The sequence below is a fragment of the Roseococcus sp. SDR genome (genome assembly GCF_019083995.1).
Taxonomy (GTDB): Bacteria; Pseudomonadota; Alphaproteobacteria; order Acetobacterales; family Acetobacteraceae; genus Roseococcus.
This window is the reverse complement of the sequence record NZ_JAHRCU010000002.1, coordinates 97,882-121,604: the sequence shown is the minus strand read 5'-3', so window position 1 is coordinate 121,604 and position 23,723 is coordinate 97,882. Positions and strand designations below refer to the sequence as shown.

21 protein-coding genes and 1 tRNA gene are annotated in these 23,723 nt (G+C 69.5%); 14 read left to right on the top strand and 8 right to left on the bottom strand.

Annotation, left to right across the window (positions count from 1 at the left end; all coding sequences use genetic code 11):
• Positions 1-7 precede the first annotated feature (7 nt).
• The 3 genes from KTR66_RS02710 to KTR66_RS02700 are packed head-to-tail and all read right to left on the bottom strand — an operon-like array spanning position 8 to position 3,623.
• Positions 8-1,222, bottom strand: coding sequence for a CaiB/BaiF CoA-transferase family protein (locus tag KTR66_RS02710; protein ID WP_213610145.1), 1,215 nt, complete (start codon positions 1,220-1,222; stop codon positions 8-10).
• Complete coding sequence (locus tag KTR66_RS02705; RefSeq protein ID WP_213610143.1) at positions 1,219-2,460, bottom strand: acetyl-CoA hydrolase/transferase family protein; 1,242 nt, start codon at positions 2,458-2,460, stop codon at positions 1,219-1,221. Before KTR66_RS02705 ends, KTR66_RS02710 begins: the two co-directional genes overlap by 4 nt.
• Complete coding sequence (locus KTR66_RS02700; protein WP_213610142.1) at positions 2,457-3,623, bottom strand: acyl-CoA dehydrogenase family protein; 1,167 nt, start codon at positions 3,621-3,623, stop codon at positions 2,457-2,459. The genes KTR66_RS02705 and KTR66_RS02700 overlap by 4 nt, the downstream gene beginning before the upstream one ends.
• Before the next feature lie 132 nt (positions 3,624-3,755).
• Here KTR66_RS02700 and KTR66_RS02695 point away from each other — a divergent pair, with 132 nt between their 5' ends.
• From KTR66_RS02695 to KTR66_RS02675, 5 genes are read left to right on the top strand one after another with little or no spacing between them, the layout of a single operon-like run.
• Entirely contained in the window at positions 3,756-4,748 is a 993-nt protein-coding gene (locus tag KTR66_RS02695; RefSeq protein WP_213610140.1) for a tripartite tricarboxylate transporter substrate binding protein, read from the top strand.
• Positions 4,748-5,545 carry an IclR family transcriptional regulator gene (locus KTR66_RS02690; RefSeq protein WP_213610138.1) on the top strand — a complete coding sequence of 266 codons (798 nt, stop codon included), beginning with the start codon at positions 4,748-4,750 and terminating at the stop codon, positions 5,543-5,545. The genes KTR66_RS02695 and KTR66_RS02690 overlap by 1 nt, the downstream gene beginning before the upstream one ends.
• Positions 5,546-5,555: 10 nt before the next feature.
• On the top strand, positions 5,556-6,014 hold the full coding sequence (locus tag KTR66_RS02685) for a MaoC family dehydratase (protein ID WP_213610135.1): 459 nt from the start codon (positions 5,556-5,558) through the stop codon (positions 6,012-6,014).
• Positions 6,014-6,871 carry a CoA ester lyase gene (locus KTR66_RS02680; RefSeq protein WP_213610133.1) on the top strand — a complete coding sequence of 286 codons (858 nt, stop codon included), beginning with the start codon at positions 6,014-6,016 and terminating at the stop codon, positions 6,869-6,871. Before KTR66_RS02685 ends, KTR66_RS02680 begins: the two co-directional genes overlap by 1 nt.
• Positions 6,868-7,851 carry a tripartite tricarboxylate transporter substrate binding protein gene (locus KTR66_RS02675; protein WP_213610131.1) on the top strand — a complete coding sequence of 328 codons (984 nt, stop codon included), beginning with the start codon at positions 6,868-6,870 and terminating at the stop codon, positions 7,849-7,851. The genes KTR66_RS02680 and KTR66_RS02675 overlap by 4 nt, the downstream gene beginning before the upstream one ends.
• Before the next feature lie 6 nt (positions 7,852-7,857).
• Here the strand turns inward: KTR66_RS02675 and KTR66_RS02670 are convergent.
• The 3 genes from KTR66_RS02670 to KTR66_RS02660 all read right to left on the bottom strand — a co-directional run bounded on the left by KTR66_RS02670 (position 7,858) and on the right by KTR66_RS02660 (position 9,861).
• Positions 7,858-7,931 (bottom strand) — tRNA-Pro (locus KTR66_RS02670).
• Between the two features lie 35 nt (positions 7,932-7,966).
• Positions 7,967-9,379, bottom strand: a complete 1,413-nt coding sequence (locus KTR66_RS02665) for an FAD-binding oxidoreductase (protein ID WP_213610129.1) — start codon at positions 9,377-9,379, stop codon at positions 7,967-7,969.
• Positions 9,380-9,423: 44 nt separating this feature from the next.
• Positions 9,424-9,861, bottom strand: coding sequence for a MarR family winged helix-turn-helix transcriptional regulator (locus tag KTR66_RS02660; protein WP_213610127.1), 438 nt, complete (start codon positions 9,859-9,861; stop codon positions 9,424-9,426).
• A 65-nt stretch (positions 9,862-9,926) separates the two neighbouring features.
• Here KTR66_RS02660 and KTR66_RS02655 point away from each other — a divergent pair, with 65 nt between their 5' ends.
• From KTR66_RS02655 to KTR66_RS02645, 3 genes are read left to right on the top strand one after another with little or no spacing between them, the layout of a single operon-like run.
• Entirely contained in the window at positions 9,927-10,328 is a 402-nt protein-coding gene (locus KTR66_RS02655; protein WP_213610125.1) for a nuclear transport factor 2 family protein, read from the top strand.
• A 52-nt stretch (positions 10,329-10,380) separates the two neighbouring features.
• On the top strand, positions 10,381-11,976 hold the full coding sequence (locus KTR66_RS02650; protein WP_213610123.1) for a GMC family oxidoreductase: 1,596 nt from the start codon (positions 10,381-10,383) through the stop codon (positions 11,974-11,976).
• Positions 11,976-13,613, top strand: coding sequence for an NAD(P)/FAD-dependent oxidoreductase (locus KTR66_RS02645; RefSeq protein ID WP_213610121.1), 1,638 nt, complete (start codon positions 11,976-11,978; stop codon positions 13,611-13,613). Before KTR66_RS02650 ends, KTR66_RS02645 begins: the two co-directional genes overlap by 1 nt.
• Here KTR66_RS02645 and KTR66_RS02640 read toward each other — a convergent pair.
• Positions 13,558-15,168, bottom strand: coding sequence for an ABC transporter substrate-binding protein (locus KTR66_RS02640; protein ID WP_213610119.1), 1,611 nt, complete (start codon positions 15,166-15,168; stop codon positions 13,558-13,560). The genes KTR66_RS02645 and KTR66_RS02640 overlap by 56 nt on opposite strands.
• A 103-nt stretch (positions 15,169-15,271) precedes the next feature.
• On the opposite strand from KTR66_RS02640, the gene KTR66_RS02635 reads away from it, so the two are divergent.
• The 6 genes from KTR66_RS02635 to KTR66_RS02610 all read left to right on the top strand — a co-directional run bounded on the left by KTR66_RS02635 (position 15,272) and on the right by KTR66_RS02610 (position 23,180).
• Positions 15,272-16,387, top strand: coding sequence for an FAD-dependent oxidoreductase (locus KTR66_RS02635; RefSeq protein WP_213610117.1), 1,116 nt, complete (start codon positions 15,272-15,274; stop codon positions 16,385-16,387).
• A complete protein-coding gene (locus KTR66_RS02630; RefSeq protein ID WP_213610115.1) occupies positions 16,384-17,976 on the top strand; it encodes an acyl-CoA dehydrogenase in 1,593 nt (530 codons plus the stop codon). The genes KTR66_RS02635 and KTR66_RS02630 overlap by 4 nt, the downstream gene beginning before the upstream one ends.
• A gap of 135 nt (positions 17,977-18,111) precedes the next feature.
• A complete protein-coding gene (gene crtI, locus KTR66_RS02625) occupies positions 18,112-19,671 on the top strand; it encodes a phytoene desaturase family protein (RefSeq protein WP_213610113.1) in 1,560 nt (519 codons plus the stop codon).
• A gap of 2 nt (positions 19,672-19,673) precedes the next feature.
• A complete protein-coding gene (locus tag KTR66_RS02620) occupies positions 19,674-21,254 on the top strand; it encodes an NAD(P)/FAD-dependent oxidoreductase (RefSeq protein ID WP_213610111.1) in 1,581 nt (526 codons plus the stop codon).
• A 56-nt stretch (positions 21,255-21,310) separates the two neighbouring features.
• A complete protein-coding gene (locus KTR66_RS02615; protein ID WP_249731799.1) occupies positions 21,311-22,078 on the top strand; it encodes a lysophospholipid acyltransferase family protein in 768 nt (255 codons plus the stop codon).
• A 1-nt stretch (position 22,079) separates the two neighbouring features.
• Complete coding sequence (locus tag KTR66_RS02610) at positions 22,080-23,180, top strand: glycosyltransferase family 2 protein (protein ID WP_213610107.1); 1,101 nt, start codon at positions 22,080-22,082, stop codon at positions 23,178-23,180.
• Positions 23,181-23,279: 99 nt separating this feature from the next.
• On the opposite strand, the gene KTR66_RS02605 is transcribed toward KTR66_RS02610, so the two are convergent.
• The gene (locus KTR66_RS02605) at positions 23,280-23,702 is read right to left on the bottom strand and encodes a hypothetical protein (RefSeq protein ID WP_213610105.1); all 423 of its coding nucleotides are present in this window, start codon (positions 23,700-23,702) and stop codon (positions 23,280-23,282) included.
• Positions 23,703-23,723 lie beyond the last annotated feature (21 nt).

Genomic DNA, 23,723 nt, shown 5'->3' with positions numbered 1-23,723 from the left:
GGTTCGCTCATCCGGGCAGGATGAGCGAACCCTCGGCCGCCAGCGCCGCGATCTCTTCCGCCGTGAAGCCGGCCTCCTCCAGCACGGCGCGGCCATGCTCGCCATGGGCCGGAGCGGGGCCGTCCACGCGGCCCGGCGTGGCCGAGAACCAGGCGGGCATGCCGGGGAAGCGCATGGTGCCGTGCCGCGTTTCCTGCTCGATGAAGAAGCCGGTGGCGGCGAGATGCGGATCCTGCAGCACCTCCTCCGTGCTGTTCACCGGCGCGGCGGGGATGCCCGCCTGCGCGAAGCCCTCCAGCCATTCGGCCGTCGTGCGGGTGGCGAGCGTGGCCGCCACATGGCCGTAGCATTCATCGATGTTCTGCGAGCGGCCCTTGAAGCTCTGGAAGCGCGGATCCTTCGACCAGTCGGGGTGGCCGATCAGGTCGAAGAAGGCGCGCCACTGCTTGTCCGTGTAGACGAGGGCCGCGATCCAGCCATCCCGCGTCTGGTAGGGCCGCCGCTCGGGCGAGGCGGCGCGGGGATAGACCGGCGGGCCCAGGGGCGGTTCGAAGAGCGCGCCGTTGATGTGATCGGTCAGCACGAAGTTGGCCATGGTCTCGAACATGCCGACCTCGATCTCCTGCCCCTCGCCGGTGCGGGCGCGGTGCAGCAGCGCCATGAGGATGGCGTAGAGCACGGTGAGGCCTGAGACCTTGTCCGCCACCAGCGTCCCGGAATAGCTGGGCTTGCCCTGCATGCGGCTCTGGATGCCCGCCATGCCGCTGATGGCCTGGATGATGTCGTCATAGGCGGCATTCGGCGCATAGGGCCCGCGGCGGGAGAAGCCATAGACATTGGCATAGACGATGCGCGGATTGACGGCCGCGACATCGGCATAGGTCAGGCCGAGCCGCGCGATGGCATCCGCCCGCATCGCATGCACGAAGACATCGGCGCCTTCCGCGAGGCGCAGCAGCGCGGCGCGCGCGGCGGGCTTCTTGAGATCGAGCGCGAGCCCCCGCTTGCCGCGATTGAGGTTGAGGAACATGGCGCCCTCGCGCGGCGCCTTCATCACCGGCACCTCGCGCGTCGTGTCGCCCTCGGGGCCTTCCACCTTGATCACCTCGGCGCCGTGATCGGCGAGGATCTGCGTGCAGAAGGGGCCCATCAGCACGGCCGTCAGGTCCAGCACCTTGAGGCCGGCCAGCGCGCCGAAGCCGCGCCCGGGTTGCGTGGTCATGGCGGGTTCTCCTTCAGGGCGCGTTCCAGATCCTCGCGCGCGGCGGGGGCGGCAACGGCGATGATGCGGCGGGCGCGCTCGCGCTCGGAGGCGCCGCGCAGATCGGCCAGGCCAAGCTCGGTGACGACGACATCCACATCGGAGCGCGGCGTGGTCACGGGGCCCGAGAGGCGGGCCACGATGCGGCTCGATCCGTCCGAGGCGGTGGCGGGCAGCGCGATGATCGAGGCGCCGCCCAGGGAGCGCGCCGCGGCGCGGGCGAAATCCGCCTGGCCGCCCACGCCGCCGATGACGTTCGCGCCGATGCGCTCCGCATTCACCTGACCGGTGAGGTCCACTTCCGCCGCCGCATTGATGGCGAAGAGGCAGGGAAGCTGCGCCAGCACCACCTCATTGTGCGTGTGGCTGGAGGGCTTGAGCGCGATGGCCGCATTGCGATGCGCGAAGCGATGCAACTCCGCGCTGCCGACCAGCGTGGTGGTGACGGAGATGCCGGGGTCGAGCGGCTTCCGCGCATTCGTGATCACGCCCGCCCGCATCAGCGCCATCGCGCCATCGCCCAGGATGCCGGAATGCAGGCCGAGGTCGCGGTGATGCGTGAGTGCCGCCAGAACCGCCTCAGGCAGAGCGCCGAGGCCGGTCTGAATGGTGGCGCCATCCGGGATGAGGGCGGCCACATGCGCGCCGATCGCGCGCTCCACCGCACTCGGCTGCGCGCGCGGCAGCAGATAGGGCGAGCGGTCGCTGTGCCACACGGCATCGAGCCGTGCCGCCGGGATACGCGCATGGCCGCCCGTGTCGGGGACATGCGGGCTGATCTCGGCGATCACGGTCCGCGCGCGTGCCACCCCCGCATCCATGTAGTCCACGCAGGGGCCGAGGCTGTGCGTGCCCGCCTCATCCGCGGGCGGCAGCAGCAGCAGCGCGACATCGCAGCGGATCTCTCCCGCCGCGATCATGCGATGCACCTGGCCGCCATGCACCGGCAGCACCTCCAGCACGCCGGCACTCGCCAGCGCGCGGAAGGTGCCGAGGCCGCCCAGGCCGCGCATGGCGATGTGATCCGCATGCTCCGGCCGCAGCACGCGCGCCAGGCCCGTGCCAAGGAAGACGCCGACGCCGCCAAGCGCGGCACGCTGTTCCACCAGCGCCTCGACCAGCGAAGGCGGCTCGCCCGTCACCTGGCCCCAGAGGATGTGATCCCCTGGGCGGATATGCCGTGCGAGATCCAGGCTCAATAGGATTTGGGCTGGCCGAGCACGCGCTCGGCGATGTGCGAGAGGATCAGCTCGCGCGAGACGGGGGCGATGCGCGGGATCAGGCTTTCGCGCAGGTAGCGCTCCACATGGTACTCCTGCGCGTAGCCCATGCCGCCATGCGTCATCACCGCCGTCTCGCAGGCGCGGAAGCCCGCTTCGGCGGCGAGATACTTCGCGGCATTGCTCTCGGCGCCGCATTCCTGGCCCGCGTCATAGAGACTGGCCGCCTTCCAGACCATGAGCTCGGCGGCTTCCAGCTCCGCCCAGTTGCGCGCGAGGGGGTGCTGGATCGCCTGGTTCTGCCCGATCGGGCGGCCGAAGACACGGCGTTCCTTCGCGTAATTGGATGCCTTGCGCAGTGCGGCGCGGCCGATGCCCACGGCCTCGGCGGCGATCAGGATGCGCTCGGGGTTCATGCCGTGCAGGATGGCCTGGAAGCCGCGGCCTTCCTCGCCGATGCGGTCCTCCATCGGGATCTCGAAGCCGTCGAAGAAGACCATGTTGGAGTCTACCGCATGGCGGCCCATCTTCTCGATGAGGCGGATCTCCACCTTGCTGCGGTCGATCTCCGTGTAGAACAGGGTCAGGCCATCGGTCTTGCGGCGCACCTGGTCGAGCGGCGTGGTGCGGGCCAGCAGGAGCATCTTGTTCGCCACCTGCGCGGTGGAGATCCACATCTTCTGCCCATGCACCACGTAGCGGTCATTGTGCCGCTCGGCCCGCGTCTTGAGCTGCGTGGTGTTGAGGCCGACATCGGGCTCGGTCACGGCGAAGCAGGGCTTGTCCTTGCCTGCGATCAACGGTGGCAGGAAACGCTGCTTCTGCGCCTCATTGCCGAAGATGACGACGGGGTTGAGGCCGAAGATGTTCATGTGCAGCGCCGAGGCGCCGGACATGCAGGCGCCGGAGGCCGCGATGGCCTCCATCATCAGCGCCGCCTCGAAGATGCCCAGGCCCCCGCCGCCATACTCGGTGGGCATGGCGATGCCGAGCCAGCCGCCCTGTGCCATGGCCGCGTGGAAATCATGCGGGAAGACGCCCTCGCGGTCCTTCGCCAGCCAGTATTCATCGGGGAAATCGGCGCAGATGCGGGTGATCTGTTCGCGGATCGCGGCCTGCTCGGCCGAGAGGGTGAAGTCCATGACGTTTCCTTCCCAGTGGCGCGAGCATGCGGCGAGCAGGCGCGCGCGTCAACGCAGCGCTTGACGTATGCGTTCGCAAAATCATAGCCTGTTCGCATAAACGAACGCCTGATGACAGGCGCTGGAGGAAACATGGTGCTTCTGACGCCGTTCCGGCGCCGCGCGCTGCTGGCCGCGTCCGCTCTGCCGCTGGCCGCATCCGCTCTGCCGCTGGCCGCCCCCGCGCTTGCGCAATCCTGGCCGGACCGGCCCTTGCGCCTCACCGTCGCCTTCCCGGCCGGCAGCCTGACCGATGTGCTGGCGCGCCTGCTGGCCGAACCGCTCGGCCAGCGCCTCGGCCAGCCCGTCGTGGTGGATAATCGCGCGGGCGGGAACGGGACGGTGGGCACCATCGCGGTGCAGCAGGCGGCACCCGACGGCAACACGGTGCTGATCATCAGCACCAGCGCGGCCTCGGTGAATCCGCACATCATCCGCCGCCTGCCCTTCGACCCGGTGCGGGACTTCACGCATATCGGCGCCATTGCCGAGGCGCCTTACCTGCTGGTCGTGCCTGCCAGCAGCCCGGACACCACGCTCGCGCAGTTCCTTGATCGTGCCCGCGCCCGCCCCGGCGAGCTGACTTTCAGCCACGGAAATGCCAGCGCGCTGATCATGACGGAGGTGATGGCCCGCCGTGCCGGCGTGCGCATCAACGCCGTGCCCTATCGCGGCGGCGCGGAGGCGCTGACGGACGTGGCCGCGGGCCGCATCGACTGCACCTTCACCGACTTCGCGAATGGCCTGGCCCAGGCGCAAGGCGGCCGGGTGCGGGGCATCGCGCAATCCGCCGGGCAGCCCACCCCGCTGGCGCCCGAGGTGCCGCCCGTGGCCCAGGTGGTGCCGGGCTATGACATCAATGTCTGGTTCGGCCTCTCCGCGCCCGCCGGCACGCCCGAACCCATCGTGCGCCGCTGGAACGAGGCGCTGAACGGCGCATTGCGTGATGAAGCGGTGGTCGGCCGCCTGCGCCAGCTGGGCTTCCTGCCCTTCACCCAGACGCCCGAGCAGTTCGGCGCCTATATTCGCAGCCAGCTCGCGAGTTGGGGCGAATTGGTCCGCATCGCGGGCGTCGAGCCGCAATAGTGGATGGCGGTTTCACCCCCAGTGAGCAACGTGGCGGCCCGCGCTCCGTCGCGCGCGTGCTGGACCTGGTGGCGCGGCTGGCCGCTGTGCCGGAGGGGCTGACACTGGCCGCGCTGGCGAGTGCGATGGGCGCGCCCAAGACCAGCCTGCTCGGCCTGCTGCGCGGACTCGCGGCCGAGGGCTATGCCGTGCAGCAGGAGGCACGCTGGCGCCTGGGGCCGGAGGCGGTGGGCCTGGCGCGCGCCATTCTCTCCGCCGCCGGCGATGGCGATCTGACCGCCGCCGCGCGCCCTTCGCTGGAATCGCTGGCCAGCGCGGTGGGCGAGACGGCGATGCTGGCCGTCCTCGCGCCCGATCGCCGCGCCATGGTCTATGCCGACAAGGTGGAGAGCCGCACCGCGCTGCGCTTCGCCGCGACCGTGGGCGATGCGCGGCCCATCCATTGCACCGCCTCCGGCCGCGTCATGCTGGCCTTCCTGCCGCCGCCCTGGCCGGCCGAATTCCTGCGCACCGCGCGCCTGACCGCGCTCAGCCCCACCAGCGTGACAGACCGCCGCGCGCTGCGGCGCATCGTCGCCGAGACGCGCGAGCAGGGCTTCGCCGTGACGCTGGGCGAAGCCACCGAAGGCGTCGCGGGCCTGGCCGCCCCCATCTTCGGCGCGCGGGGCGAGGTGGTGGCCGCCATCGTGCTCGCCGGTCCCATCGCGCGGGTCGAACCGCGCCTGCCTCTTCTCTCCCGCCGCGTGCGCGAGGCGGCGGCGCAGATATCCCGCCGCCTTGGCCACCGTCCCAGCTGAAGGAACCATCATGCCCGGCTTGCACTACGAGGAATTCACCGAAGGCCAGCTCTTCGAGCACGCGCTTTCGCGCACCGTGACCGAGGCCGACAACATGACCTTCAGCCTGATGACGCTGAACCCGCAGCCGCTGCACATCGACCGCCATTTCGCGGAATCCACCGAATGGGGCCAGCCGCTGTTCAACAGCCTGATGACGCTCGGCATCATGATCGGCATGTCGGTGAGCGACACCACGCTTGGCACCACCATCGGCAATCTGGGCATGACGGAGGTGCGCTTCCCCAAGCCCGTCTTCCATGGCGACACGCTGCGCTCGCGCACGCGCGTCATCGCCAAGCGCGAGAGCCGCTCGCGCTCCGATGCGGGGCTCGTCGAGTTCGAGCATGAATGCCTGAACCAGCGCGGCGAGATCGTCGCCACCTGCCGCCGCATGGCCTTCATGCGCAAGCGGCCGGTGTCCAGCTGATGCGCAGCTGGCTCTTCGTCCCGGGCGACAGCGAGCGGAAATTCGCGCGCGCCGCGGAAGGCGAGGCGGATGCGCTGATCCTCGACCTCGAGGACAGCGTGCTGCCCGCCAACAAGCCGGCTGCCCGTGGCATCACCCGCGCCATGCTCGAAGCCCCGCGCGGCCGGCAGCAGCGCTGGGCGCGCGTGAACGCGCTGGACACGGGCCTCACGCTGGAGGATCTCGCCGCCGTCATGCCGGCGCGGCCGGATGGCATCGTGCTGCCGAAATGCGCCGAGGCCGGGCAGGTGCGGCAGCTCGGTCATTGGCTTGATGCCTTCGAGGCGGCGCATGGGCTGCCAGCCGGTTCCACGCGCATCCTGGCCATCGCGACCGAGACGGCGGGCTCGCTCTTCGGCCTGGGCAGCTATGCGCAGGCGGGGCCGCGCCTCGCGGCGCTGACCTGGGGTGCGGAGGACCTCTCGGCCGATATCGGCGGCCTGGCCAATCGCGCGGAGGGCGCCTGGCTCGGCGTCTATCGCCTGGCGCGGGAGATGTGCCTGGCGGGGGCCGCGGCGGCCGGCGTGCCGGCGATTGATACCGTGCATGTGGAGATCAACGACCTGAACGGCCTCGCGGCCGATGCACGCGCCGCGCGGCGCGACGGCTTCGCGGGGAAGATGATCATCCATCCGAGCCATGTCGCGACCACCAACGCCGCCTTCACACCGGCGCCGGAGGAACTGGACTGGGCGCGCCGCGTTGTCGCCGCCTTCGCTGATGGCGGGGCAGGGGCGACACGCATGGATGGCAAGATGCTGGACCGGCCGCATCTGCGCCTCGCTCAGCGCCTGCTCGCCCAAGGGGGAACACCATGAAGCGCCGTCACATCCTGGCCCTTTCGGCGCTGGCCACGCCGGCCCTGGCCCCCGCGGTCCTGGGGCAGGAGGAATGGCCGCAGCGCCCGGTGCGCATCATCGTGCCGGCCGCCGGCGGCGGCAGCAGCGACCCCATCGCGCGGCTCCTGGCGCAGGCCTATGCGGCACGCTTTGGCCAGGCATTCGTGGTGGAGAACCGGCCGGGGGCGGCCGGCAATGTCGGCATGACGGCGGCGGCGCGGGCTGCGCCGGATGGCCATACGCTGCTCTTTGCCTTCGCCGGGCCGCTCGCCACCAATCTCGCGCTGTATCGCGACCTGCCTTTCCAGACGCAGCGGAATTTCGACGCCATCGTGCGGATGGGCGGCGTGCCCAATGTCCTGGTGGTGGGACAGGGCTCGCCCATCCAGAGCCTTGGCGATTTCGTCGCGCGGGCGAGGGCGCGGCCGGGCTCGGTGGCCTATGGCTCCACCGGCAGCGGCAGCTCCATGCATCTGGCGGGCGCGCTGCTCTCGGAGGCGGCGGGGCTGGAGTTGAACCACATCCCCTACAGCTCACCCGCCGCCGCGACGACGGATCTGATCGCGGGGCGGCTCGACTCCATGTTCCTCGGCGCGCCAGGCACGGTGCCGCTGCTGCGCGGTGGGCAGATCCGCGCATTGGCGGTCCTGGCCGAGCGCCGTGCCCGCGTGATGCCCGAGGTGCCGACGGCGATCGAGCAGGGCCTGCCCGGCGTGGTCATGGGCACCTGGTTCATGCTGCTGGCGCCCAAGGGCACGCCGCCGCGCATCATCGAGGCGCTGAACGCGGCGGCGAACGAGGCGCTGGCCGGGCCGGGGCGCGAGACGCTGGCGCAGCTGGGGCTGGAGCTGGAGGATGGTGCCGCCGGCGGAACGCCCGCCGATGCGGAGCGCTTCCTGGCCGCCGAGATCGCGCGTCACGCGGAGATCGTGCGGCGGGCGAATATCCGGATCGAGTAGGGCATATCGGGGCGAGAGGATTCGAACCTCCGACCTCCTGCTCCCAAAGCAGGCGCACTACCAGGCTGTGCTACGCCCCGTCCGCTGCGGTGTTTAGGCGCGGCTGCGCGGCGCTTCAAGCGGGCGGCAGCACCTTGCCGGGATTCATCCGGCCCTCGGGGTCCAGCGTCGCCTTGATGGCGCGCATCAGGTCGAGCGCCACGGGCGATTTCAGCTTGGCCATGGCGGCGCGCTTCGATTGGCCGATGCCGTGCTCGGCGGAGAAGCTGCCGCCCAGTTCCACCGCGATCTCGCCGATCAGCCCCTCGAATTCCGGCGCGCGCGCCTGCCATTCGGCATGGCCCATGCCGGAGGGCGCCTGCAGCGAGAGATGGATGTTCCCATCGCCCATGTGGCCGAGCGCGATCATCCGCCCCTCCGGCCAATTGCCGTCGATCAGCGCCTGGCTGCGCTCCAGGAAGTCCGGGATGCGCGAGACGGGGACGGAGGTGTCGGTGGACAGGCCCGGGCCTTCCATGCGCGAGCAGGTCGGGAAGGTTTCCCGGATGTTCCAGAGGTTCTGGCGCTGCGCCTCGCTCTCGCAGATCACGACATCCTCGGCCTCGCCCGCCTCGATCGCTTCCATCAGCGCGGATTCCAGCGCCTCGCGCACCGGGATGGCGGCATGCGTGCTCGCGGCCTCGATCAGGCAGTACCAGTCGGTGGAGAGCTCCATCGGCTGGCGGATGTTGGTGCCATGGCGCAGCGTGATGTCGATGCAGATCTTGCGGATCAGCTCGAAGGCGACCAGCTCCGCGCCGCTTTCCTGGCAGCGGGCGAGAAGCTGCAGCGCCTCGCGCGGTGAACGGACGGCGACGAGCGCCGTCTCGCGCTTGGCGAGCTGCGGAAAGAGCTTGAGCGAGGCGGCGGTGATGACGCCGAGCGTGCCCTCGGCGCCGATGAAGAGGTGGCGCAGCGCATAGCCGGTGTTGTCCTTCCGCACCCGGCGTAGATCATCCAGCACACGACCATCCGGGAGGACGACCTCCAGACCCAGGACGAGATCGCGCGCATTGCCGTAGCGCAGCGTGCGGATGCCGCCCGCATTGGTGGAGAGAGCCCCACCCACCATCGCCGAGCCCTGGGCGCCGAAATGCAGCGGAAAGAAGCGATGGGCCTCGGTCGCCGCGTTCTGCACCGCCTCGATGGTGCAGCCGGCCTCGGCGGTGATGGAATTGTCCAGCGGGTCCACCTCGCGCAGGCGGTTCATGCGCTCCAGGCTCAGCACCACGCTGGCCGGACCCTGGGCGATGGGCACCACCGCGCCCGCCAGCGAGGTGCGGCCGCCGGCCGGCACCACGCAGAGGTCGAGCTGGGCGCAGAGCCTGAGTGCCGCACTGACCTGGGCGGTATCTGCCGGGCGCAGCACGGCTATGGGCTGGCCGTGATAGACGCCGCGCCAATCCACGGCATAGGGGGCGATGTCGGCCTCCGCGCGCAGGCAGGCGGTGGGGCCGAGGGACTGGGTCAGGGCGTCGAGCGGGGACATGGGGCTTCCTTTGCGGCGCATCGCACGCCAGCCGGGTCCCTGCGTCAAGCGGGCGCGAGGCGCTCCAGCGCGCGACGGAGCGTGGCGGCCTCCTCGATGCCGATGCGCGCCGCGAGGCGTAACTCCGCCTCGGCGCTCAGACGCAGCAGCAGTTCCAGCAGGCGCCGTCCGCGCGCTGTGTAGAGGATGCGCCGGGCACGGCCATCCTCCGGGTCCGGGCGGCTCTCGACATGACCGAGCCTCGCCAGATCCTCCACCAGATAGGCCATGCTCTGCTTTGCCATGCCCGCGGCGATGGCGAGCTCGGTCAGGCGGGCGCCGGCCGGCGGCAGATGGCGGAAGACGGCGCCATGCGCCCGGCGTATCTCGGGGAAGCCGCGCGCGGGCAGGGCGCCATAGACCTCCTCGGCCAGGGCCTCGTAGGCGTGGCGCAGCAAGGCGCCCAGCGTGCGGCGGGCTTCGGGCAGGGGCGTGCGGGGCATGATCCATATTGACAGATGATCTGACGAAACGCTAGTGGTCAGATAATCTGACGAAAGAAACGCCGATGTCCGACCTTGTCGCCCGCAACCTCGCCACCGTGGACGCGCATATCCGCGGCGAGGCGCAGGACCCCGCCGCCGTCATGGCGCTCTACGCGCCCGGAATCGTGCTGGAGGTTCCCTCGCGCGGCCTGCGCTTCGAGACGCTCGCCGAGATCGAAGCGAATTACCGCCGCATGTTCGCATCCATGGCCGAGATCGAGCTGACGCCCGGCGAACGCTTCGCCACCGAGGACCGGGTGGTGGATGACTGCCACGTCCGGTTCCGCATCACGGGCGATGGGCTGACCAACGCGCCCTATGGCATCGGCACGCGGGTGGAACTGCGCCTTCTGCACATCTTCGCGATGCAGGACGGGCTGATCGCGCGGGAAACCGTCTTCGAAGGCTGGCGCCGCCTGGATTGACCGCGCGCCGCGCTGCATGGACCATCCCCCCCAAACCGGGGAGGATCGCGGCATGGACGAGACGGATGTGGTGGTGGTGGGCAGCGGCTCGGCCGGCAGCGCGCTGGCCGGACGGCTCAGTGAGGATCCGCGCATCCGCGTGACGGTGCTGGAGGCCGGCGCCAAGGACACGAATCCCTGGCTGCATGTTCCCATCGGCTACGCCAAGACCATGTACCACCCGACCATCAGCTGGAATTACCAGACCGAGGCGGAGGCCGAGCTGCATGGCCGCTCCGTCCCCTGGCCGCGCGGGCGGGTGCTGGGCGGCTCCTCCGCCATCAATGGCCTGATCTATATCCGCGGCCAGGCGGCGGATTACGACCATTGGCGGCAGCTGGGCTGTACCGGCTGGGCCTATGAGGATTGCCTGCCCTACTTCAAGCGCTCGCAGAACCAGGAGCGCGGCGGTGACGATTTCCACGGCTCGGGCGGCCCGCTGACGACGAGCGACCTGCGCGACAAGGGTGTGCTGCCCCAGGCCTTCATCGATGCCGCCCTCGAGCTGGGCTTCCCCCGCAATGACGACTTCAACGGCGCCGACCAGGAAGGGGCGGGCTGGTATCAGGTGACCGTGCGCAACGGCTTCCGCTGCTCGGCCGCCACCGCCTATCTCAAGCCCAACCTGAAGCGCCCGAACCTGCGCCTGATCACCGACGCACAGGTGCAGCGCCTGGTGATCGAGGGCGGGCGCGTCACCGGCGTGGTCTATCGCGTGGGTTCCGAGGAGCGGACGATCAAGGTGACGCGCGAGGTGGTGCTGAGTGCGGGCGCCATCAACTCGCCCCAGGTGATGATGCTCTCGGGCCTGGGCCCGGCGCAGCATCTGGCCGAGATGGGCATCGCCGTGCAGCGGGACATTCCGCAGGTGGGGCAGAACCTGCAGGACCATCTGCAGGCGCGGCTCATGTATCGGGCCAGCCAGAACGTCACGATGAACGAGCGCGTGAATTCCTGGATCGGCATGGCGAAGATGGGGATCGAATTCGCGCTCACGCGCGGCGGCCCGCTCAGCTTCGCCGCCGGCACCTCCGGTCTCTTCGCCCGCGTGCTGCCGCAGAGCGCGACGCCGGATGTGCAGTTCCACTTCATCCCCTGGAGTGCGGACAGCGTGAAGGAGGGGCTGCACAAATTCCCGGGCTTCACCATCAGCGTCTGCCAGCTCCGCCCCGAAAGCCGTGGCGAGATCAGGCTCGCCAGCCCCGACCCCATGGCCAAGCCGCATATCCACGCGCGCTATCTGACGAGCGAGACGGATAAGCAATGCATGGTGGAGGGCGTGAAGCTCGCCCATCGCCTGGCCGAGACCAAGGCGCTCGGCCGCTTCATCGCCGCACCCTATGCGCCCCCGGCCGGCGCGGGGCGTGATGACGCGGCGCTGCTCGACTTCGTCCGCCGCAACAGCGGCACCATCTATCACCCCACCAGCACCTGCCGCATGGGCGAGGATGCGGGTGCCGTCGTGGACACCGAACTGCGCGTGAAGGGGGTGGGCGGGCTGCGCGTGGCGGATGCCAGCATCATGCCGACGGTGGTGAGCGGCAATACCAATGCCGGCTGCATCATGATCGGCGAGCGCTGCGCCGATTTCATCAAGCGGGTCGCGTGATGGCCCGCTTCGACGCCATCATCATCGGCGCCGGCATGTCCGGCATGTACCAGCTCATCCGCCTGCGCGAACTCGGCATGAGCGTCCGTGTCTTCGAGGCGGGCACGGGGGTGGGCGGCACCTGGTACTGGAACCGCTACCCCGGCGCGCGCTTCGATTCCGAGAGCTATTCCTACGGCTTCTCCTTCGACCCGGAGCTGCTGCAGGAATGGAGCTGGTCCGAGCATTTCGCGCCCCAGCCCGAGACTTTGCGCTACCTGAATCGCGTCGCCGAGAAATACGACCTGCAGCGCGACATCCAGTTCAACGCCGAGGTGAAGTCCGCGCATTTCACGGGAGAGGGCTGGCGGGTCACGCTGGCCGATGGCACCGCGCATGAGGCGCGCTTCCTGATCACCGCCATCGGCGCGCTCTCCGCCCATACCCTGCCGCGCATCGAGGGGATCGAGAGTTTTCGGGGCCCGTCCTTCCACACCGCGCGCTGGCCCAAGGAGGGCGTGGATTTCGCCGGCAAGCGCGTCGCCGTCATCGGCACGGGGGCGACCGGCGTGCAGACCATCCAGGAGGTGGCGAAGACCGCGGGTCACCTGACCGTCTTCCAGCGCACGCCCAACTGGTGCACGCCACTGCACAACAGCAAGATCACCGAGGAAGAGCAGGCGCGCATCAAGCAAAGCTACCCCGAGATCTTCGCCCGCTGCGCCGAGACCTATGCCTGCTTCCTGCACACGGCCGATCCGCGCAACACCTTCGACGTTTCAAAGGAGGAGCGCGAGGCCTTTTGGGAGAAGCTCTACGCCTCGCCCGGCTTCGGCATCTGGGTGGGCAATTTCAAGGACAGCTACACCAATCGGGAGGCCAATGCGGAGCTCTCCGCCTTCATCGCCCGCAAGATCCGGGAGCGGGTGAAGGACCCCAGCGTGGCGGAGATGCTGATCCCCAAGAATCACGGCTTCGGCACCCGGCGCGTGCCGATGGAGACGCGCTATTACGAGGTCTACAACCAGCCCAATGTCGAGCTGGTGGACAGCAAGGCCACGCCCATTACGCGCATCACGCCGACGGGTCTTTCCACCACGGAGCGCGACTTCGCATTCGACATCATCATCTACGCGACCGGCTTCGACGGCCTGACCGGCGCCTTCGACCGCATCGACATCCGCGGCCGCGATGGGCGTTCGCTTCGCGAGGACTGGGCCAGTGGCGCGCGCACGCTGGTCGGCATGCTGGCCGAGGGCTATCCCAACATGCTCATGCTGCTGGGGCCGCACACAGCGCTCGGCAATATCCCGCGCAGCATCGAATACAATGTGGAATGGGTGACGGCCCTGCTGCGCCACATGCAGGCGAACGGCCTTGCGATGGCCGAAGCGCGGCCCGAGGCGGTGGAGGGCTGGATGCAGCACGTGCTGGAGTGCTCCGTCGGCCTGCTCGCGAATGAGGTGGATTCCTGGTTCACCGGCGTGAACAAGAATGTCGAGGGGCGGCAGGTCCGCACCCTCTCGCGCTACAGCGGCAGCGCACCGGCCTATCGCGCCCGCGGCGAGGCGATCGCCGCGGGGGGATATGCCGAGTTGCTCTTCACCCCTGCATGCGGATCGGTGTCAGATCCTGCATCCAGCTCTGTGCCTGCGTGAAGTTCTGCACGCGGCGCGAGAGGCCGCGCGGGTTGGTGTCATGCACCACCCAGATCCACATGGCCTGGTCCACCAGGCGGGAATGGAGCCGCGCCAGGACGCGGTTCTGCGCCTCGATCTCGAAGGTGTTGCGCGCCTCCACCACCAGGGCATCGGCCTCCGGGTCCTGGTAATTGCCCCAGTTGAAGCCGCCGCGGATGCGCCCCGCGCCGTAGCTCGGGCCGAGCAGGCCGATATCCGGGTCCCAGAAGGCCCAGGAATTGTTGTTGGCGTGCAGGCCGCGATTCTCGGGGGCTTCGGCGCCCAGGCGGCGGCGGCCGCGCAGCGCCTCCCAGTCCATCACCTCGAATTCCAGCTCGATGCCGACGGCGCGGAAATCCTGCTGGATCGCCTCGTTCATTGGCATGGGCTGCATCTGGCCCGAGCCGGTGGGCGCCACGATGAACTTGGTGCGCACCGGATTGGCGCGGCTGAACCCGGCCTCGGCCAGCAGGCGGCGGGCCCGGTCCGGGTCATAGCCGATCTGGAAGCTGGGATTGCCGAACCACGGGTGACCTTCCGTGATCATGCCTTTGGCGGGCAGGGCGAGGCCGCCCAGCAGCTGCACCAGCGCCTGCCGGTTGATGGCGAGATTGGCCGCCTGGCGGATGCGGACATCACGGAAAGGCGAGCCCTCCACGAAGGAGAGCTGGTGGCACCAGATATGCGGATAGGCATTGGTCACCACCTGATGCCCGGCGGCGCGGATGCGCGGCACGGCATCGGGCGGCGGTGCCTCGATGAAATCCACCTGGTTGGAGAGCAGCGCCGCCACGCGCGTCAGCGCATCCGGCATCGGGATCAGTGCGAGCCGGTCATGCTGGGGGATGCGCGTCCGGTCGAAATGGCTCGAGTTGCGCACCATCTCGAGCCGCTCGCGCGGCACGAAGCGGTCGGCGATGTAGGGGCCGGTGCCGGAGGGGCGCTGCGCGAAGCGTTCCCAGTTGCGGCCCACCTCCTCCCACCGCGCCGGCGAGGAGTAGAAGAGATTGGCCATGAGATAGGGGAAGACCGCGTCCACCACCTTGGTCTCGATCTCGATGGTCATCGGGTCGCGCACGCGCCAGCGCTCGATATTGCCGGAATAGAGGCTGCCCTGGGCCGCCTGGGCGCGGTCGAATTGCGGCGCGTCGCGATCCAGCAGCTTGGCGAGGTTCCAGGCCACGGATTCCGCCGTGAAGGGCGAGCCGTCATGGAAGCGCACGCCGGGGCGGATGCGGAAGATCCAGAGCTTCTTGTTGTCCGCATCCACCGCCCAGGATTCGGCCAGGCTGGGCCGCAGGGAGGCCGCGCGGTCGGCGCGCGTCAGGTCCCAGGCGATCAGCGGATCATAGAGCGTGTAGCCGAGGAAGCGGTTGCCCTCGGCCCCCTGGCTCGGCTGGCCGGTGGTGAAGGGGATGTCGGCGACGGTCATGCCGACGCGCAGCGTGGTCTGGGCCTGGGCCTGGGCCTCAGTGGCCATCGGGCCGGCGGCGGCGAGGGCGGCACCCGCCGCCAGGAGGTCACGACGATGCATCCGGGTCTCCTATGGCGGAATGTTCCGCGACATGAAGGCTGGCATGCGGCGCATCCCCCCGCAACCGCTTCCCGGCGCGGGGTGAAACGGGCAGGATGGGGGCATGGAGAAACGCCCGACCGCCCTGATCCTTGGCGCCGGCATCATGGGGCTATGCACCGCCTGGGCGCTGCTGCGTCAGGGCTTCGCCGTGCAGGTGCTGGACCAGGCGATGCCACCCAACCCCGCCGGCGCCTCGGTGGACCATCACCGGCTGATCCGCCACGCCTATGGCGCGCAGCGCGGCTATATGCGGATGGTGGATGACGCCTATGCCGCCTGGGACCGCCTCTGGGCCGATCTCGGTGAAGTGCTGCATGTGCCGACGGGCGTGCTGGCGCTGGATGAGGCGGAAGGCGCCTGGCTGCGCGAGACGCGCGCCGCGCTCCGGGCGGATGGCCGCGCCCATGAGGACATGACGGCCGCCGCGGTCGAGGCGCGCTTCCCCTACCTCTCGGGTGCCGGCATCCGCGATGCGCTCTTCTGCCCGGCGGGCGGCGTGCTGCTGGCCGAGCGCATCGTGGCGGCGCTCGCGCGGCATATTCAGGCGCACGGCGCGGTGATCGAAGTCGGTCGCGCCACCGCCATCCACCCCGAAAGCGCCAGCGTGACGCTGGAGGGCGGGGCCACGCGCGGCGCGGATGTTCTGGTGGTCGCCGCCGGCCCCTGGATTCCGCGCCTGCTGCCAGGCATCGCCACGCGCGTCACCCCCTCGCGCCAGGTGGTCGTGCGGCTGGAGGCGCCCTCCGCCGCATGGGTCCAGGCGCCCATGCTGCTCGACCTCGCGGTGGAGGGCGGCTTCTACCTGGTGCCGCCCGTCGCCGGCACGCCGATCAAGATCGGCGACCACAGCTTTTCCCGCGAGGGCCACCCGGATGACGACCGCACGCCCGATCCGCGCGAGGTGGAGCGCATCCTGGCGCTGGCCCGCAAGCGCATCCCCGGCATCGAGGGCTTCGCGCGCCTCGGTTCCGCCACCTGCTTCTATGATGTGGAGCCGGAGGAGCGCTTCGTGATCGAGCCGCTCGGGCGCCGCGCCTGGGTGATGTCCGGCTTCTCCGGCCACGGCTTCAAGTTCGGCGCGGTGCTGGGCGAGCGTCTCGCCCTGGCCATCGCACAACCCGCAACCGCCGCGACGCTGCCCGCCTGGGCCGCTGGCGACGAGGTGATCCCCGCATGACCCAGACTGATGACATCCTCTTCGCGCTGACCAGGCTGCACCAGCTCCCCGATTGCGGGCTGGAGGCCGAGGACATCGCCGCCCTGCTGGAGGAGATGCGGAAATTCACCGAAGGGCGGATCGAGCCCGGCTGCATCGAGGCCGACCGCATCGGCGCCCGCTACGCCGATGGCGTCGTCACCTGCCCCCCCGCCTACAAGGACGCCTATGCCGCCTGGGTGGAGGGCGGCTGGCAGGGGCTCGCCGCCGGCGAGGAGCATGGCGGGCAGGGGCTGCCGCTGGCGCTCTGGACCGCGATGTCCGAGCTGCTGGCGACCGCCGACATGGCCTTCTCGCTCGGCCCGCTGCTCACCACCGGCACGATCGAGGTGCTGGAGAAATACGGCACGCATGAGCAGTGCGAGAAATGGCTGCCCGAGCTGAACAGCGGCCGCTGGAATGGCACCATGTGCCTGACCGAGCCGCAGGCGGGCAGCGATCTCTCCACCGTCCGCACCCGGGCCGAGCCGCTGCCCGATGGCCGCTACGCGCTGCACGGCCAGAAAATCTACATCACCTATGGCGCCAACGACATCGCGGCGAACACGCTGCATTTCGTCTTGGCCCGTCTGCCCGATGCGCCGCCCGGCTCGCGCGGCATCAGCCTCTTCGCGACACCCACCCTCCTGCCCGACGGCACGCCGAATGCGCTGCGCTGCGGCGGCATCGAGCACAAGCTCGGCATCCATGCCTCGCCCACCTGCACCATGCTCTTCGAAGGGGCGGTGGCGGAGCTGATCCATGAGCCGCATCGCGGGCTGCAGGCCATGTTCGCGCTGATGAACAATGCCCGCCTGCAGGTGGGCGTGCAGGGCGTGGCGATCGGCGCGCGCGCCGGCAAGCTCGCGGAGGCCTACGCGGCCGACCGCGTGCAGGGCGGCAAGCCCATCGCCCGCCACCCGGACGTGGCCCGCATGCTGGCCGAGATCCGCGCCACCACGCTGGCCGGCCGCTTCCTGGCCTATGAGGCGGTGATCGCGGCCGACCATGCGCGGGCCGGCGATGCCGAGGCGGAGGCGAAGCTCGCTTTGCTGACCCCCATCGTGAAATCCTGGTGCACCGATCGGGGCGTCGAGGCGGCGAGCCTCGGCATCCAGGTGCATGGCGGCATGGGCTTCGTCGAGGGCAGCGGCGCCGCCCAGGTGCTGCGCGATGCGCGAATCACGCCGATCTATGAGGGCACGAACGGCATCCAGGCGCTCGACCTCGTCACCCGCAAGCTCCCGCGGGACCAGGGGGCGCTGCTGCGCCGCATGCTGGCCGAGGCCCGGGCCGCCGACGCCCGCCTCGCCCCCGCGGTCGAGGCGCTGGAGCGGGCCACAAGCTGGATTCTCGCCGCCGCACCGGAGGAGGTGGCGGCCAGCGCCACCGCCTATCTCGAGGCCTGCGGCTGGGTGCTGGGCGGCGCGCTGCTGGCCCGGGCCGCGTCGCTGGAGCCGCGCTATGCGCCCATCGCCGGCTTCTACCTCTCTCGCCTGCTGCCGCGCGCGGAAGCCCATGCGGCTGAAGTCACCGGGGCGGCGGAGGTGCTGGCACTCATCCCAGCATGAGGCTCGGGCATTGCCCCGCCATGTGTCGCCAAATCGCCACAATTGCGCGCGAAGCGCCCGACCTTCCAAGGCACAGGGACTTGCGCGAATGACGCAACGCAGCATCTTGCACGGGTCACAAGAACTCCATCAGGCATGAACGCACCTCTTTCCTCCCCTTCGGTCCGGCGCTCACGCCCGCATGTCGCTGTCATCGGGGCCGGCCCCGGGGGCCTCGCCGCCGCCATGCAGCTGGCCGCATCCGGCGCGCGGGTGACGCTGTATGAGAAAGACGCCGTGGTGGGTGGCCGCACCCGCACCCTGACCTCGCCCGAGGGCTACAAGTTCGACCTGGGGCCCACCTTCTTCCTCTATCCGCGCATCCTGGACGAGATCTTCGCGGCCTGCGGCGCCAAGCTGCAGGAGGAGGTGGAGCTGATCCGCCTCGACCCGCAATACCGCCTGATCTTCGAGGGCAAGCCGAACATCAGCATCGATGCGACGGGCGACCTCGCGCAGATGGAGCGCAACATCGGCTCCTTCGCGCCGGGCGATGTGCCGGGCATCCGCCGCTTCATGGAGGAGAATCGCGAGAAGCTCGCCGTGTTCCGCCCCTTCCTGGAGCGCCCCTTCCTGAACACGACCGACATGGTCGGCGCCGATATCCTGAAGAGCCTGCCGCAGCTGCGCCCGCACAAGCAGGTGGACCAGGACCTGAAGCGCTACTTCAAGGACCCGCGCACGCGGCTCGCCTTCAGCTTCCAGACGAAATACCTGGGCATGTCGCCCTTCAAGTGCCCCTCGCTTTTCACGATCCTGAGCTTCCTCGAATACGAATATGGCGTGTACCACCCGGTGGGCGGCTGCGGCGCGGTGAGCGACGCCATGGCCCGCGTGGCCGAGCGCCTGGGCGTGGACATCCGCCTCAACACCCCGGTCGATCAGGTGACCTTCGCCGGCCGCCGCGCCGTGGGCGTGGAGGTGGGCGGCCAGCACATCGCGGCCGATGCGGTGGTGCTGAATGGCGATTTCGCGCATGCCGTGCCGAAGCTGGTGCCGAACGCCATCCGCAAGGCCTGGTCCGACCAGAAGATCGAGAAGTCGCGCTATTCCTGCTCGACCTTCATGCTCTATCTGGGCGTCGAGGGCACCTATCCGGAGCTGTCGCACCACAATGTGCTGCTGGCCGAGGAATATCAGCGCAACATTCACCAGATCGAGAGCGGCGAACTGCCGGATGTGCCGAGCCTCTATATCCAGAACCCCTGCGTGACGGATCCGAGCCTGGCACCCCCCGGCCATGCCGCGCTCTATGTGCTGGTGCCCGTGCCCAATCTGCGCCATGGCGCAGATTGGAGCGTGGAGGGGCCGCGCTACCGCGACATCGCGATCGAGCGGCTGAAGGTGCTGGGCCTGACCGACCTCGAATCCCGCATCCGCTATGAGCGGATCGTCTCGCCGCAGGATTGGCAGGATGAGTTCTCGGTGGGCTTCGGCGCCACCTTCAACCTCAGCCATGACCTGATGCAGATGCTGAGCTTCCGGCCGCGCAACCGCTTCAATGATACCCAGGGCTTCTACCTGGTGGGCGGCGGCACGCATCCGGGCTCCGGCCTGCCGGTGATCTATGAGGGCGCGCGCATCACCTCGCGCCTCATCCAGCAAGACTTGGCGCTGACGGCGGAGCCCGCCCTCGCGCCCGCCACGGAGGCTTGAACATGTCCCATGTCGTTGTTGTCGGCGCCGGCCTCGGCGGCCTCGCCGCCGCCTGCACCGCGGCCGCGCGCGGCCACAAGGTCACGCTGCTGGACAAGAACCCCTGGCTCGGCGGCAAGGCCGCGCAGCTCTTCCTGGACGCGCCCGATGGTTCGGGAAAATTCCGCTTCGACATGGGGCCCACCATCCTCACCGTGCCGCGCGTGCTGCGCCGCATCTATGCGGAGGCGGGGCGTGACCAGGCCAAGGAACTGCCGCTGATCCGCCTGGATCCGCAATGGCGCTGCTTCTTCGAGGATGGCAGCCGCATCGACCTGATGGCCGATGTGGACGTCATGGCGAAGGCCATGGAGGATTTCGCGCCGGGCAAGGGCCTGGCCGAGGGCTACAGGAAGTTCCAGCGCCTGGCGAAGCACCTGCACGGCGTCTCGGAAAAGTTCTTCTTCTGGAAGTCGGTCGAGGGCATCGGCGACACGCTGAACATGCGCGCCAACCTCAACCCGAACACGCTGAAGGATGTGCTGAGCCTGCGCATGGGCCAGACGGTGGCCAAGGTCATCCGCGGCAATGTGCCCGATGAGCGCCTCGCGCAGATGCTCGACCATTACTGCCAATATGTCGGCTCCAACCCCTATCTGGCGCCGGCCGTGCTCGCCTCCATCGGCGATATGCAGGCGAGCGAGGGCGTGTGGTATCCGGTGGGCGGCACGCGCGCCGTGGCCGAGGGGCTCGCGAAGCTGGCGGGCGAGCTCGGCGCCGATCTGCGCCCCTCCAGCGACGTGACGGGCTTCGACATCGAGAACGGCAAGGTCGTCGCCGTGAAGCTCGCCTCCGGCGAGCGCATCGCCTGCGATGCGGTGATCTCCAACATGGACGCGATCCGCACCTACAAGGAGCTGGTCGGCGGTTCGGCGGGCGAGACCTATGACAAGAAGGGCTTCGAGCCCGCCTGCTCGGGCGTCGTGCTCTATATGGGCCTGAAGAAGCGCTACCCGCATCTGGCGCATCACTGTTTCGTCTTCTCCCGCGATGCGGAGGAGGAGTTCGACGCGATCTACAAGAAGGGCGAGCCCGCGCCGGACCCGACGGTCTATCTGGCCGCCACCGCCGAGACCGACCCGACCAGCGCACCCCCGGGCGGCGAGGCGCTCTATGCGCTCGTCCACACGCCGCATCTGCGGCCGCATCACGACTGGAACCAGATCTTCCCCGGCTACCGCCAGAAGATCCTGGACAAGCTGAAGCGCACGGCGGGCCTGGACGATATCGAGGAGAACATCGTCGTCGAGCAGCGCCTCACGCCGGTGGACATCCACAACCGCTATCGCGTGCTGGAGGGCGCCATCTATGGCCTCGCCTCGCACGGCTCTTTCCTGGGCGCCTTCAAGCCGGGCAACCGCTCGCGCCAGGTGAAGGGGCTGTATCTGGCCGGCGGCGCGGCGCATCCGGGCCCCGGCATGCCGATGGTCATGATGTCCGGCTGGATCGCGGCCGACAGCCTCGACCAGGATCTGGGCGGCCGCGGCATGAGCCCCGAGGCGGAGCTGGCCGGCCGGCGTGAGGCCGAACTCATCGGCGCCTGACGCCGATGGCGACGGAGACGCCGCCTTCCCCTGTCGCGCTCCGGTCCGAGCGGATGATGGCGTTCTTCAACATCGCCTTCAGCCGCACCTTCGCGGGGCATTTCTCGGCATTGCGCGTCGCCCATTGGGGTGAGCCGCAACTGCCCGAGGGGCGGCCCGCCATCATGCTGGCCAACCATCCGGGCTGGTGGGACGGCGTGATGTTCATGCTGTTGATGCGCCGCTTCTTCCTGGAGCGTCCCGGCTTCACGCCGATGGATGCCGAGGCGCTGGAGAAATACCCCTTCATGAAGCGGCTCGGCGTCTTCGGCGTCGAGCAGAATTCGGCGCGCGGCGCGGTGCGCTTCCTGCAGACGGCGAAGCAGGCGCTGGAGGATCCGCGCCACATGCTCTGGATGAACGCCCCCGGCCGCTTCGCCGATGTGCGGGAGCGGCCGGTGCCGCTGGCCCCAGGTGTGACGCGCCTGCCCGAGATCGCGCCCGATGCGGTGCTGGTGCCGCTCGCCTTCGAATACACCCATTGGACGGAGAAGCGGGGCGAGGCGCTGATGGCCTGCGGTGCACCCCTCGATGCGCGTGCCCTGCTGGCCGAGGACCGCGATACGCGGACCGAGACGATCCGCGCCGCCATGACGGCGACGATGGACCGCCTCGCGCAGGATGCGATCAGCCGCGATCCGGAACGCTTCCGCACCGTTCTCGATGGTCGCGCCGGCATGGGTGGAATCTACGGCGCCTGGCAATATATCAGGTCGGTGCTGCGCGGCGAGGCGCATGACCCGCGGCACGACACCAAGGCGCGCCGTGCGGAGAAGCGGGACTAGGATGGAATTCGCCCATATCGCGCTCGCCCTCGCGCTCCTGCCCATCATCTTCGGCACGATCAACCTGATCCGGATGCCGCGGCTGCGTGGCACGCCGCCCTCCGGCACGCGCGTCTCCATCCTGATCCCGGCCCGCAACGAGGCGGGCAATATCGCGGCCTGCCTGGACGCGGCGCTGGCTTCCACCGGCTGCGAGGTCGAGGTGGTGGTGATGGACGATGGCAGCACGGATGCGACGGCCGCCATCGTCCAATCCTACGCGGATCGCGATGCCCGCGTGCGCCTGGTGCAGGCGCCGAGCCTGCCGCCGGGCTGGACCGGCAAGGTGCATGCCTGCGCCCGCCTCGCTGAGGCCGCGACGGGCACGCATCTGCTCTTCATCGATGCGGATGTGCGACTCGCGCCGCATGCGGCGGCCGCCATGGCGGCGCACAGCGCCTCAAAATCCATCGCGATGGTGAGCGGTGTGCCGCGCCAGATCATCCGAAGCCTGGGCGAGGGGCTGACCGTTCCCTTCATCAACTTCCTCCTGATCTGCTACCTCCCCTTCGGCGGGCGGGCGGCGCAGCGCAAGGCGAGCCTCGCCGCCGCCTGCGGCCAGCTCATCCTCGTCGAGCGCGGTGCCTATGAGGCGATCGGCGGGCATGCCGCCATCAAGGGCGTGCTGCATGACGGCATCGCTCTGGCACGCCGCTTCCGTGACCTGGGCCACGACACGGAAATCGTTGACGGCACGCCGCTTGCCACCTGCCGCATGTATGACAATTTCGGCCATGCCTGGGGCGGCTTCATCAAGAACGCGCGCGAAGGCATGGCGACGCCCGTGGGCCTGCCGATCTGGACCGTGCTGCTGGCTGGCGCCCATCTCTGGCCCTGGGCGCTTCTGCCCGATGTCGAGGCGGTGCTGACCATCTGTCTGATGTTCGCACTCCGCGCCGCCGTCACCTGGCGCACGGGCGAGCCCTGGTGGACCGTGCCGCTGCACCCCTTCACCGTGCTGGTGGCGCTCGCCATCCAGTGGACGGCCCTGGTGCGCTCGGCCCTCGGGCTCAAGGCGGGGTGGAAGGGCCGCGCCTATGCGGCGGCCAAGGCCGAGGGCTAGAGCCATTTCACCGCAAGCAAAGACGGTGAAACGGCTCCAGCACGTTGTTTTCACGCATTTTCCGAGTCGCCAAGCAAAGCTGCCTGGCTTGAAAATGCTCTAGGCGGCGGGCGGCCGCAGGGCACTCAACGCGTAGATCTCGCAGGAGTCCACCGCGACCTCGACGGCGCTGCCCGTGAGGTCGTCCGGTAAGGGGGGGCCGGCCAGATGGACCGTACCGGTGCCGCGCCGCAGATTGTCGCAACCGCGATAGCGCAGCGCCTGCCGGCCGTGATGCAGGGTCAGTTCGATGGTCGCCGTGATGCTCCCCGTCACCGGATGGCTCACCCGCACGCGCAGGGAGCGACCCCCCGGGAGGCCCGAGACCTCCAGGATGTCGGGCTGACAGGCAGCCCCCGCCCGCCGGGTGACGCTGACGCGGTGCGGCGGCCAGGTGTAGGCCTCTCGGCCGCTTGCCGTGGTCGGGCCTGGGGCACGAAAGGGAAGCGGGGTGGCGCTGCCAGCGCCCGATATCGGCTTCATCGAGATGTCTCCTCTCTCGAT

Coding starts and splice junctions, on each gene's coding strand:
- KTR66_RS02710 (WP_213610145.1), bottom strand. CDS start 1,222: ATGACCACGCAACCCGGGCGCGGCTTCGGCGCGCTGGCCGGCCTCAAG.
- KTR66_RS02700 (WP_213610142.1), bottom strand. CDS start 3,623: ATGGACTTCACCCTCTCGGCCGAGCAGGCCGCGATCCGCGAACAGATC.
- KTR66_RS02695 (WP_213610140.1), top strand. CDS start 3,756: ATGGTGCTTCTGACGCCGTTCCGGCGCCGCGCGCTGCTGGCCGCGTCC.
- KTR66_RS02685 (WP_213610135.1), top strand. CDS start 5,556: ATGCCCGGCTTGCACTACGAGGAATTCACCGAAGGCCAGCTCTTCGAG.
- KTR66_RS02680 (WP_213610133.1), top strand. CDS start 6,014: ATGCGCAGCTGGCTCTTCGTCCCGGGCGACAGCGAGCGGAAATTCGCG.
- KTR66_RS02675 (WP_213610131.1), top strand. CDS start 6,868: ATGAAGCGCCGTCACATCCTGGCCCTTTCGGCGCTGGCCACGCCGGCC.
- KTR66_RS02665 (WP_213610129.1), bottom strand. CDS start 9,379: ATGTCCCCGCTCGACGCCCTGACCCAGTCCCTCGGCCCCACCGCCTGC.
- KTR66_RS02660 (WP_213610127.1), bottom strand. CDS start 9,861: ATGCCCCGCACGCCCCTGCCCGAAGCCCGCCGCACGCTGGGCGCCTTG.
- KTR66_RS02655 (WP_213610125.1), top strand. CDS start 9,927: ATGTCCGACCTTGTCGCCCGCAACCTCGCCACCGTGGACGCGCATATC.
- KTR66_RS02650 (WP_213610123.1), top strand. CDS start 10,381: ATGGACGAGACGGATGTGGTGGTGGTGGGCAGCGGCTCGGCCGGCAGC.
- KTR66_RS02645 (WP_213610121.1), top strand. CDS start 11,976: ATGGCCCGCTTCGACGCCATCATCATCGGCGCCGGCATGTCCGGCATG.
- KTR66_RS02640 (WP_213610119.1), bottom strand. CDS start 15,168: ATGCATCGTCGTGACCTCCTGGCGGCGGGTGCCGCCCTCGCCGCCGCC.
- KTR66_RS02635 (WP_213610117.1), top strand. CDS start 15,272: ATGGAGAAACGCCCGACCGCCCTGATCCTTGGCGCCGGCATCATGGGG.
- KTR66_RS02630 (WP_213610115.1), top strand. CDS start 16,384: ATGACCCAGACTGATGACATCCTCTTCGCGCTGACCAGGCTGCACCAG.
- crtI (WP_213610113.1), top strand. CDS start 18,112: ATGAACGCACCTCTTTCCTCCCCTTCGGTCCGGCGCTCACGCCCGCAT.
- KTR66_RS02620 (WP_213610111.1), top strand. CDS start 19,674: ATGTCCCATGTCGTTGTTGTCGGCGCCGGCCTCGGCGGCCTCGCCGCC.
- KTR66_RS02615 (WP_249731799.1), top strand. CDS start 21,311: ATGGCGTTCTTCAACATCGCCTTCAGCCGCACCTTCGCGGGGCATTTC.
- KTR66_RS02610 (WP_213610107.1), top strand. CDS start 22,080: ATGGAATTCGCCCATATCGCGCTCGCCCTCGCGCTCCTGCCCATCATC.
- KTR66_RS02605 (WP_213610105.1), bottom strand. CDS start 23,702: ATGAAGCCGATATCGGGCGCTGGCAGCGCCACCCCGCTTCCCTTTCGT.